General features: G+C 40.7%; 8 protein-coding genes and 1 pseudogene. 4 read left to right on the forward strand and 5 right to left on the reverse strand.

Translation table 11 applies throughout. From position 1 onward, the window contains the following. From LC605_RS28370 to LC605_RS28380, 3 genes and pseudogenes are all read left to right on the forward strand, one after another. Window positions 1-284: pseudogene (locus LC605_RS28370) on the forward strand (hypothetical protein); the annotation flags it as partial. After that, a complete protein-coding gene (locus LC605_RS28375; protein ID WP_229550600.1) occupies window positions 284-574 on the forward strand; it encodes a hypothetical protein in 291 nt (96 codons plus the stop codon). The pseudogene LC605_RS28370 and the gene LC605_RS28375, both read left to right, overlap by 1 nt. 290 nt (window positions 575-864) lie before the next feature. Further along, window positions 865-1,359: a hypothetical protein gene (locus tag LC605_RS28380; RefSeq protein ID WP_229550788.1), complete on the forward strand. Its 495-nt coding sequence runs from the start codon at window positions 865-867 to the stop codon at window positions 1,357-1,359. Window positions 1,360-1,422: 63 nt separating this feature from the next. Here the strand turns inward: LC605_RS28380 and LC605_RS28385 are convergent, their stop codons facing one another. After that, on the reverse strand, window positions 1,423-6,615 hold the full coding sequence (locus LC605_RS28385) for a hypothetical protein (protein WP_229550789.1): 5,193 nt from the start codon (window positions 6,613-6,615) through the stop codon (window positions 1,423-1,425). Window positions 6,616-6,679: 64 nt separating this feature from the next. On the opposite strand from LC605_RS28385, the gene LC605_RS28390 reads away from it, so the two are divergent. Beyond that, window positions 6,680-7,183 carry a hypothetical protein gene (locus LC605_RS28390; protein WP_229550790.1) on the forward strand — a complete coding sequence of 168 codons (504 nt, stop codon included), beginning with the start codon at window positions 6,680-6,682 and terminating at the stop codon, window positions 7,181-7,183. A 162-nt stretch (window positions 7,184-7,345) separates the two neighbouring features. Here the strand turns inward: LC605_RS28390 and LC605_RS28395 are convergent, their stop codons facing one another. From LC605_RS28395 to LC605_RS28410, 4 genes are all read right to left on the reverse strand, one after another. Beyond that, on the reverse strand, window positions 7,346-7,720 hold the full coding sequence (locus LC605_RS28395) for a hypothetical protein (protein WP_229550791.1): 375 nt from the start codon (window positions 7,718-7,720) through the stop codon (window positions 7,346-7,348). A gap of 198 nt (window positions 7,721-7,918) precedes the next feature. Next, window positions 7,919-8,329 carry a hypothetical protein gene (locus LC605_RS28400; RefSeq protein ID WP_229550792.1) on the reverse strand — a complete coding sequence of 137 codons (411 nt, stop codon included), beginning with the start codon at window positions 8,327-8,329 and terminating at the stop codon, window positions 7,919-7,921. A 97-nt stretch (window positions 8,330-8,426) separates the two neighbouring features. After that, window positions 8,427-9,623, reverse strand: coding sequence for a ParM/StbA family protein (locus tag LC605_RS28405; protein ID WP_229550793.1), 1,197 nt, complete (start codon window positions 9,621-9,623; stop codon window positions 8,427-8,429). Next, entirely contained in the window at window positions 9,620-10,162 is a 543-nt protein-coding gene (locus LC605_RS28410) for a hypothetical protein (protein WP_229550794.1), read from the reverse strand. Before LC605_RS28410 ends, LC605_RS28405 begins: the two co-directional genes overlap by 4 nt. Window positions 10,163-10,274: the final 112 nt, after the last annotated feature.

The following is a 10,274-nucleotide window of genomic DNA, read 5'->3' on the forward strand; positions in this document are numbered from 1 at the left end:
ACAGCCGTGACATTGATGTCAAAGATGTTTACAGTGCTTCTTTAAAAGATTGGTATGAAAAATACTTGAAGAAAGTGGTGAATCTGACGCTAGATGCCAAGCACCAGGGGGATGAAATCTGGGCGATTGGTGGAGGCTGTCTGTTACCAGGATTCAAGAAGTTGTTAGAGAAGAATGGCTTCAAAATCCTGGACAATCCAGTGGAAGCGAATGTCTTTGGGCTTTTAGAAATAGCGAAAACCATAATCAGCAAGAATTCACCATCTACATCAGGGAAACTATAATGACAGATAAACAAGACTTGGCACCGGAAAAAGTTCGGATCAAAGATAGCTACCGACAGCGAATATTTGCCGAATCACAGCAACTAGGTAAAAGTTACCTGGAGACGCTTTACTTTATAATTGATTGTTATTTTGCTTTCAGAAAGGGTGCATTTCCGACACAACAAGTGGCTTTCATGCCGACTAATACTGAAGATAACAAACTCCCCTCAAAGACTCCAACTCCTATTACAAAGGAGAAAGAAGAGGATTCTGATGGGGAAACATTCAGCCTTGACTTTGATTTGTAACGCTCAAAGGAAGTTGTTAATTACACATGAGGTTATTCAACCGTGACGCAAAAAGAATTTTTCCGCTTGAGTCGTCACTGAACCGAAGAATTGTCTGTAGCAGAATGGCACGCTTGAAAAGATAAAACCCCTGATATTCCTTCAAACTTCAGTCTCCCCATGAATTTGTTTGAAGATGAAGAGACTCATATTCCCTTTTAAAACATGAGTGTATTCGCCTCGTACTTGATTACGAGCCTGTTAGCGCTTCGCGGAAATTTTGTGAACATTAAAAATTTCGGAAAAATACAATGGATATTCAATCTACACTCACCCAAGTTATTGAAGTTATAGTCATGAGCTTTGTTGCTCTGATGATTTTTGATTTGATCGACGGACTTTATGTTGTGCCATTACCACCTATTGCAATTGCACCCTCCAATACCAGTTCCAAATCCACAGTAACAGCAACTCAATTTGAACCACTATCTAACACTAAACAACTAGAAGTCGAACCTCAACAAATCCCCTTCGTTACATCACAAGTGAAGGAAATTTCTGACCCCTGGACATTAGAACTAGAGCCTCGCAACAGTTCTACCGAAACTCAACCGGTTGTACTCCAATTCCCTTCACTAAGGCTACTACCACCAGCAGCACAAGTCCAATCGAAATCTAAGGCTAAAACTACCAAAAAATCTACTTCCCTTAAAGGCAAAGTAACCAAAACTACTGGCACTACTGCAAAGACGACATCTACCAAAGCTCCAAGAAAACCCGGTAGACCACGCAAAAAAGCTGCTTGAAGTCAGAAGAATTCAGAAGCCAGAAATAAAGTTTATATCCCTCGGCTAACTACCGAGGGATTTTTATCTATGAATTTCTCTTGACTGAGCTTGAGAATCAGAGTAAGTTTGATCAATTTGAGAGTTAGCTCCTTCAAAAGTTTGTAGGATTTCAGGCGTGACTTGTGAGGTGTGTACTTTGCCTGATTGAACACCTAAAACTACATCTCCATTTTTCTTAGAGATAGTCAAATCTTTACGCTCAGTGTTAAAGCTGAGGTCATAAACCTTGCCTTTAACTTCAGTGAAACCATCTTGCCGAGATTGTCCCAAAACCATGCCAATTCTCTGAGAAATTTGAGTCAGTCGGCTAATGTCACCAAATTCTTTTGTATCTCTGCTCATTGCTGCCAATGCAAGTTGTGATAATTGCTCACCGGATTTAAACCCATTTGCTACTTCCACAATTCGTTTTTTGTAATCATCAGGCTTACCCAGTTTATCTGCGGCATTGTACCAATCTCTTAAGTTCTCAATAGTGATTGTTGAGCGGTTGTCCACACCTTGAGGTTCAGTTTTTACTAACTTGTTGTGAATAGGAGTTGGGAAAGGTACAATTTGACCATTGACATAATCGCCCAATGGTTCTACGTGCAGTCCCCACACCTGCTGTTTACCCGTGAACAGTTCTGGTAATGCCTTGGGCGAATGTTTTTCCATATTCGCCCACTGCTGTTGGTAAACGGGGTCAGCAATCATCGTTCGGCTAATTTGATACTGTTGTCCGACACGAAAGGCTACTTGTTTGTCACCAGCAACAGCAAGAGCAATATCGCCCTGTTTAAATCCATACTGTTTATAAGGTTCGTAAGCTCTAGTGGTATGAGTTCTGCCGTATCCGCGCATGGCATCAATGCAAGTATTCACTGGTATTGGATTCTGTTCCCCGTGCAGCATTAATGGGTAGTTCATAGGAATCGGTTTGCCTTTTATGACAGGAGGGGCGACATTTTGAACCTCTTGGTTTGGGGGGAATTGAGCGCTTTGTTGAGGCGGAGATTGTGTTGATTGAGATGGAGGTTTCAAGAATTGCGGTCGTGTGGCGAGGGAATTAACTCTTTGCTGATACTCAAGGGTAGACTCAATAATTGCCCCAAATTTCTTAGTCATGCTCTCCAAAGTTTTGGGAGGAATTGAACTATTGACTAAGTTAAATACTGCTAGACCTTTCTTGGTTTCCCTAATCAAATCTTCCGGCGGGACTTGGGAATATACAACTTTTTGCTCCCTTAGCCATTTGGTTACAGATTCAACTTTGTGGTTGTCAACCGCCAAGCCCATTTTGTTTGATTCTGTCGAAAACAAGAAAGTAGGACGCTCTTTAATATGATGTAGAATTTTCGCGCTACTATCAATCATATACAGTTGTTGGGGATTAACCGATTGAGTCCCAAAAATCTGAAATTCCTTCGTCCACTTCTGGGGATATTCAACGGTATTAGGGTCAATTTGAGCGCAAATAACAGAAAAATTACTTTGAATAATAGCGGGCGCGGGTGTAAGTTGTCCGGTTTTGAGTAGTCCAAGCTGTCTGAGCGCGTCTTTATCTTTTTTGAAATGTAATACCCCCAAGGGTTCACCATTTAAAAACACAGCATCTCTAGGTTTAGAAGCTGAAGTTTCGATAGTCAGTTTTCGGTAATCTTGATCATTGAATGTCTGACCAGAAAAATCATAGAAGTTAATTTTATTAATTTTCAGAAGATTACCATTGCCAGACTCACCCAGGACAAACGCCTTCACTCCAGTTTCGGAGATAGACGTGAGTTTCAACTTTAAGGGATTACCGTTTTTGAGATAATCAACAGCTTTTAACTGAAGAAGCGAATCACTGTCTAACTCCCCCAAGGTTTTACCATCTAACTTAATTTTGACCGTTTGATCTGGTACTGGTACAGTGCCAAATTCTAAATTTACGGCTTGGTCGTTAAAAACCTGTCCAGGGTAAGAGAAGTTCTTGAGTTCGCGGATGGTGATTTCAACGGGTTCAAATCCCGGTAATCCAATAGTGGCATTAGCGGTGGCAGGTTCTATGCCTTCCATACTAGCTTGTGCTTTCGTGCCAATGGGCAACATCCCACTTCTGCTTTCTAGCATGGCGAATTCTTTGTAAAGTCCGTCCTTGTCCTGAACAAACATTAGCCTGGAAACGTGACGCTCATGCCCAACAGGGTGGTGAGAGGCTCTGATTTCTATGAGGTGTTTTTCGTGATTGTTCCACTTTCTGCCCAGAAACTGATTCGCCTCATTCTTCAGAGTGACTAATTTCGGTTCGGTAAATTGCAACTTATCTAAGCGAGAAATAATCTCAGTTGGGAAAGCAGCGAAGGCGAAATTAGAGACTTTTTTAGCAATATTTGATGGCTCAATGTTTTCTTTTCTTGCAACTTCAAGTTCATCTTGGCGGGATGCACAGATATTCCAAGCGGCGGCGGCGGATGCAAGTTTTTCTGAATCTGGTATTGAAGCGTAAAATGCTTCAGCTGCTTCATAAGCCAAGGCAAAGAGTAGTTTAGTTTGGCGAATAGTAAGTTCTGGTTTAAATTCTATTACTTTAGCTCCCTGCGTGGTCAACCCCGGTTTGAGGTTGTAGTCAGTCACAGATTGTTGGCTAACTGTCCCCAGGTTGCGGTAAGCGGGTTTTCCATCTGACCCAACCTCGCCATTAATTTGTGCAACTGCTAATAATCGGTGAGGGCGTTCAAAACTTCTGAATTTCTCTCTTATTTCATCTAAGCGAATGTTCAGCGTCTGGGCTTTCCAGATTAGGGGATGCCCGTAACGGGTGAGGTTGGTAATTGAGAGTTTAGCTCCCTGTGGAGTTTGGATGATAGCGGATGGGCCTTTCTCTGTTTCCCTGAGCCGGGACATCCGAACCGCAGCGTTGAATTTCTGATCAAACTCGTATTTGGCGGCAACTGCTGCAAATCTTTGCTGTGGTGTAAATTCTACTCCTTGGAACAAGTCTTTAAACTGGACGATGGGACGCGATTCTAACTGTGATTCTTGGAAGTATTTATTAGTTTGGTTAATTACTAATTCTACTGGCGAGTAACCAGTGGGGGTAATGCCAGAATTTAAATAAGCTGTTCTAGACTTCTTATCTTTAATATAGTTAACATCTCGATACAAATAACGTTTATTCTCTTTAATTAAGTCCATATCGGGGGTTCTTGAACTTTTGAATAAATCAACCGCTATTTGGTTTTGGAAACATCCCTCTTGAATCATTTGACGATAAAGAAGGCGGTTAACATCCATCGCCTGATGTATAATATCGGGAGTTCTTTGAAATTGAGCAAGTTCAACAAACCTTTGCATATAAGAAAAGTATTCTTCTCGAATTGGCTTTGGGTCTTTCTGGTGTTCTTGCTCAAAGAGCGTTTGGTAATGACTAGAAACTTGGTCTAAATAAGTTGACTTTTGTGACTCAGTACCGTAAGTTTTAAGGATCTCGATTTCGGATTCTAACGCTTCGAGTGCAGTAACTTGATTATTGATCACTCCCACACTGATACTGTCGCTCATGTGGATGGCAATTTCTTCAAATGGAGGCTGGCTTCCATCGGTGGGATCATAAAATGATTGTTTTTTCAGCTTGACTGTAGGGACATAAGCGTTTTCGGGCTGATTTCTGTATTCAGCTTCGGCTGTGAAATTGGGATATTTACTAGCAAGTGCCACGCCGATGCAGTCGCCGTCAAAATCTCGTGCTTGGCGTTGTGATTCGGTTTCTGCGGGGGCTATTTCGTTGGTTTCAAGTCTTGCTAAAATACGTTTGTGATCTTCATCGTTGACTACAATGATGCCTTGTAAATCTGTACCATCTGGAGCCAAACGGTCTGAAACTTTTTTGTTGATGGAGACACACAGACCATTAGAATTAAGAAACGGAGAGCGAAAGTTAAGAATTTTTTCTCCTTCATCAAACCAAGGGACACAGATTTCACCATTTTTGAGTTCTTTGGAAGGGATAATCATTCCTCGGTCAAAAGTTAGTGTCTTGCCAACTGCAATATCACGCCATTCACTTTGTACAAAGCGACTTAATTCCTGTTTTACTTTTTCGGTTTCTAGTAGTTGATGATGACCAAGTAAGTCAGCTTTGATGAGCTTATACATAAACAAATCATCTTTCTGGGATGACTCATTTTCATCATTTAACTCATTTTCTTCATCATTATAACTGTTCAAACCAGATGATTCTAACTGCTTGACAAGTGACCCATCATTTACTTGCTGAGTAATTTCTTGTTCTACAGATACTTTCTGCTTATCAGTTAAAATCTTACGCTTTTCGTAATTCTGACAATATAATTGTGCAACAATCCTTGGGTCACTTTGAATTTCTGCTAGTTTTTGGGCTTGCGCTTCTAGTTCTTCCGCAAAGTCCTTAATACCTTGGGGGAAGGATGCCAGCAATTGTGATATGGCTGTTTGTCCTTTCTGGGATTGAGCTTTTTCTCCTAACCAAATACGCTGTTTATACAATCCCGGCTGAATTTGGGGTTTAGATGCTCCAAGGGGTTTATCTTTGTCTGTTCCTTTAAAACTACTAATGGGGATTATTAAGTCTATTTTGGGCTTGTTGCTTTGGTCAGCATATTTGATTTTGTCTAGCGTATAGGGGCGCAATGTCCCTTTTCCGAAACGGTATTTAGTGTCTTCTCCGTCGGTTTCTTTCCAACCGAAACGATGTTGAAGTACCCGATAGTTTTTATCTGATTGAGACTCCCTGTTAATTAACTTGTCGTATATTTCTGTTGAAACTTGCCCATAGCAATCCCCAACTAATTTATATGCTAAATTACTTGATAATATCCCTCCGTTCTCACCATTAGAATCATCAACTATTAAAATACTTAGTTCTTCGCTAATTGCATTTTTACAAGGGCCAAGAAAAATGGAACCGTAAGCTCCACGGTCTTTCCGGTCTGGACAGAGTTTGTCAATTGTTTCTAAGCATGAGGCTGGCCCATATAATAAACGTGTTTTAGAGGATAATAACAGAACATGGCCTTCAGGGTGATTTTTCAAATCTGATGGTGTACTGTGTTCATCTATATGTCCAAAAGAAAAACTAGTATTAGGAAAGTAAGATTCTAATAAAGTATTGTTGAGAGTTTCAGTTAAAATCGAATTAGTGTTATCCGAATCATTACCTGTATGAATCCATTGATTTAATCTCGTGTCAAAGTGTTTGAATTCGAGAGTCATAATCCGAGTTTTTTACATTAATTAATTGGAGGTTTTTATGTCGAGAATAAAACGTTGGGTTAATATGAACAAAAAAGAATTCAACCCCGATGGAACGCTCAAACTTGAAGCAAGAGTTGAAATGTTGTCTGATGGAATGAGCAATGAAGCAATAGATGACTATGCTTTGAGGTTGAAACAGGAGTATGACCAATGGAAACACCTGGATGAAATCTCACCAGAACCGTGGACTGTGTACACTGCTTATGATTTCTTCACAGAATCCGAAAAGCGGCAATTTAACCCCGATGGTTCCCTCAAACCCGAATACATGGAATCTGAACTTAAAAAGGGCATCAGCGAGGGATGGCTCTCAGAAATGGAGCGCCGCAAGAAAATTGATGTGGACAACTACAATAAAGTCTCTGCAAAAAAAGCTGAAATGGGCATCAACTTCGGTCAACAAGAAATGAATAGCAGAAACTATGCCAGCAGAACCTACGTGCAACGCCGCAAGCAAATGGAAGTTGACTTGCGAACAGGGGAGGATACTGACAGCTTGCCTTTCGATAAGGACACAGCATTTTAGGTGAGCTATGCAGGGCGAGTGATAATATAAACTGAAAGCATTATCAAACAACGCTTTCAGCTCTTTAGTGGCATCCTTTTACATCCGCAATTGCTCCCCTTGTACTGAGCGTAGCCTCTCCAAGAGTTGTATTGCGACTGGACGAAAAAGCCAATTGTTTGGTTAATTGACTTGCTGTTCTATAGCTGGAGGGATTACCCCAGGTGAACGCACAACTGATTTGTTGGAAGCGGCGGCAAGGAACGCAAACATTCCTAAAATAGCAAAGGACGTAATAATCACTTGCTGTAGGGAGGCAAATACTGACCTTTCTTTTTCCTTTTGGACAGTAATGCGATTGAGTTTTTGCTGAAATGCCGACAAATATAGATAATCTAATACTTTCTCACACAAGGCAGGGTCTTCTCCTTTTTGTACTTTCTGGCACAGGAGAATTTCTAGATGTTCTCGGCGGCGATCGCAATTAGACAAATCGCGCTCGTCCCACAGTTTTACTTGGGTTGTATCTAAAGGTCTATCAATACCTAATAAAGTCATAAATATGGCCTCACTTAATTGTTGAGTTAGTTGAGGGAACAGGTGTAATTGACGTAATCGATTACACCTAGTGTGCTTTTTGAAAAATGGAACTCATACCTAACTTAAAAAGTTTAAATATGCTTTCTAAAAAGAACTAGCTACGTTAGTACTGAAAAAATCGGTACTGGAGTAGCTAGTAAAGTTAGCGAGTTTATGCTATATTTGCCATTCCAAATCTGGTTGTAGAGATGGGGATAGAACCTGTGCTTTCGGTGGTGGTTGGGGTGTATCCGGCTCCAATGGGTTCGTCCCATCCTGAAATAATTCTTGTGCCAGAGTCCGCCCATCGCCGTCAATGTCACTATTCAAGAAATATTCCAAAACCTGGGGTGTAGCACCATCAATTGCTGCTTGTGCTAGTAGAGATTTGATGAATTGGGGAGATGCTTCACCCTGAGCTAGTACCTTCAAGGTTTGCTCGGCATCTTGGATAGTCATTTTGGAGATATCTTTAACTCCAACTTCGTCCCAGACATCCCCGAAATACTGTCGATATTGCTGATTGAAGTCTTGCTCTTGGGCAAATCGTGATAATTCTTGTACCTGCAAATGTGTCGTTTCAGCCATATCAATTTGCCAATGTTAATTGTTCACGCTTGTTATTGTTTGAGCCAACCATCTTGAAAAGTCGCACTTTCAGATGAGGAAAGGTGCAAGATGTAAGCTACACTTTATTCATGGAAGTGAGATGATTAACTGCTGGGGAATAAGAATCTGGTACTAATCTCTGTTTGCGCTCATAGCAAAAATTTTCATCCAGCATTCTCACATAACTAATATGAGTTGCCCAAACATCAGCCAGTCGCTCACCCAAGCCAACGGTATCTAAGGATTTGGGAATAACTACTCCACCATTCCAAACGATAGGGATGCTTTCTGTTTGAAAATATTGTGTCAGTTCTCGACGCACAAACTCACCAGTACCACCACAGATGAGAACTTCGTCTAATGGTACATGGTTTTTCACCCACCGCAGCAATGCTCGACAGTATTCATCCCGAATCACTTCTAAAACTGATTTAAACAACTCTAAATCCGAGTTAATTCCTGATGGTGTATTCCTACGTGACAAATTTCGTAATGCAGTGAAATTACCTTTACTTACCTCCACTAAAGCCGCCGCTATACACGGATCATCTTTCGATAGTCCTACGCTAGTACGTTCGACAAACTTTTGTAACACCCAATTCATCCCCAAGTCTGTCGATTCTTTCTTTGCTAGCTTCCCTTTTTCTGAAAGGGTAAAACTGGCATTACGATGACCCAGCATTAACAATCCGATATTTTTTTGAGGAAATACATTACCTAGAGCGCGATTCCTGTAAGAAATAATACCTGTTCCTTCCGGAAGAATTTTGAAGCTGTTGACCTGAATTTTCATTCTTCCCGTTGGCGTTATTACTCCTTGCCTATAATTCAAGACAAACTTTTTAGCCAAATCTTGTACATTCTTCTCTTCTCCAGGTGGTAGCAAAATCTGGAGAAACATTTCTTTCATATCTACATTTATTTGACGTTTAGCTAACCACAACAAACCAGCAACCTTTGACAAGGCATATTCAGACTTCAAATCTTGCAGTGCCGCAGTTCCAGCAAACTCTCTTTTTGCAATACTCCCTAAGACAGAATATTCCTGACCAATTCTCACCCAAGCACTATCATCAGGCAGCGCATCTACAGTTAAATGTTTGGTTGAACCCTCTCCCACATCGGCAACTTCTGGACTCATCCGCAATGCAAATGGCACTCCCGCCGGATAAATCTGGGCGATCGCCTTGGTTGAACTACCCCCCAAGTCTGCCGTTAGTATAAACTGCACGACTTGGCTTGATTTGTCGTGATTAGTATTTGTAGTTGTCATAAATTTTTATTACCGTTTGTTTCGTCAAATCCCAACAGTTGAGTAGCGATTAATAAGTCTTGTGTCATTTTCAAGTCCATTAATCCCAAGTCATCATCAGATAGTAAGGATTCTTCCTGTTGACTTGTTTGCTCTAGTTCCTCTTGTTCTTCTTTATCTTTGCGAATCACATTTGTTGAGATTGGCAAGCTTTTTTCTGAAATCGATGATTTGTTCTGCTCTATTTGTTGTAGTGGCAAAATCGCACTACTATCTACTTCAAAAGAATTAGAAACCTTTTGCATTAAAATTCTAATCTTTACCAGCTTTCCTTCCAATTGCCCAATACTTGATAAGCAAGCTTCAATAAATTCCTCTTTACTTACCTTCCCCACTAATGCTTCTATTAGCCAGTAACTTGTCACTGCTTCCATTGTCAGTTCACCTGCCGACTTTTTTGATTGATGATTCACCAAGTATTCAATAGTTTTTCCATCCCAAGAATCATGTCTCCGTTTTACTCTTGGCAGTTCAACGTCTTTGCTGACTTGTTTGTTCATTGGAAAAATCAGTACAGTATGTCTTACTTTTTACATTTGCAACCCTTGATACAAAAATGAGTATCGCGGGTAGTCTAAATGAGTATTTAGGTGGAGAAATCCCCTTTTTCCT

This window comes from Nostoc sp. CHAB 5836, from assembly GCF_020829445.1.
GTDB lineage: Bacteria > Cyanobacteriota > Cyanobacteriia > Cyanobacteriales > Nostocaceae > Nostoc.

Bases quoted from the DNA above. Each gene is read 5' to 3' on its own strand.
- LC605_RS28375 (WP_229550600.1), top strand. From the start codon at position 284: ATGACAGATAAACAAGACTTGGCACCGGAAAAAGTTCGGATCAAAGAT.
- LC605_RS28380 (WP_229550788.1), top strand. From the start codon at position 865: ATGGATATTCAATCTACACTCACCCAAGTTATTGAAGTTATAGTCATG.
- LC605_RS28385 (WP_229550789.1), bottom strand. From the start codon at position 6,615: ATGACTCTCGAATTCAAACACTTTGACACGAGATTAAATCAATGGATT.
- LC605_RS28390 (WP_229550790.1), top strand. From the start codon at position 6,680: ATGAACAAAAAAGAATTCAACCCCGATGGAACGCTCAAACTTGAAGCA.
- LC605_RS28395 (WP_229550791.1), bottom strand. From the start codon at position 7,720: ATGACTTTATTAGGTATTGATAGACCTTTAGATACAACCCAAGTAAAA.
- LC605_RS28400 (WP_229550792.1), bottom strand. From the start codon at position 8,329: ATGGCTGAAACGACACATTTGCAGGTACAAGAATTATCACGATTTGCC.
- LC605_RS28405 (WP_229550793.1), bottom strand. From the start codon at position 9,623: ATGACAACTACAAATACTAATCACGACAAATCAAGCCAAGTCGTGCAG.
- LC605_RS28410 (WP_229550794.1), bottom strand. From the start codon at position 10,162: ATGAACAAACAAGTCAGCAAAGACGTTGAACTGCCAAGAGTAAAACGG.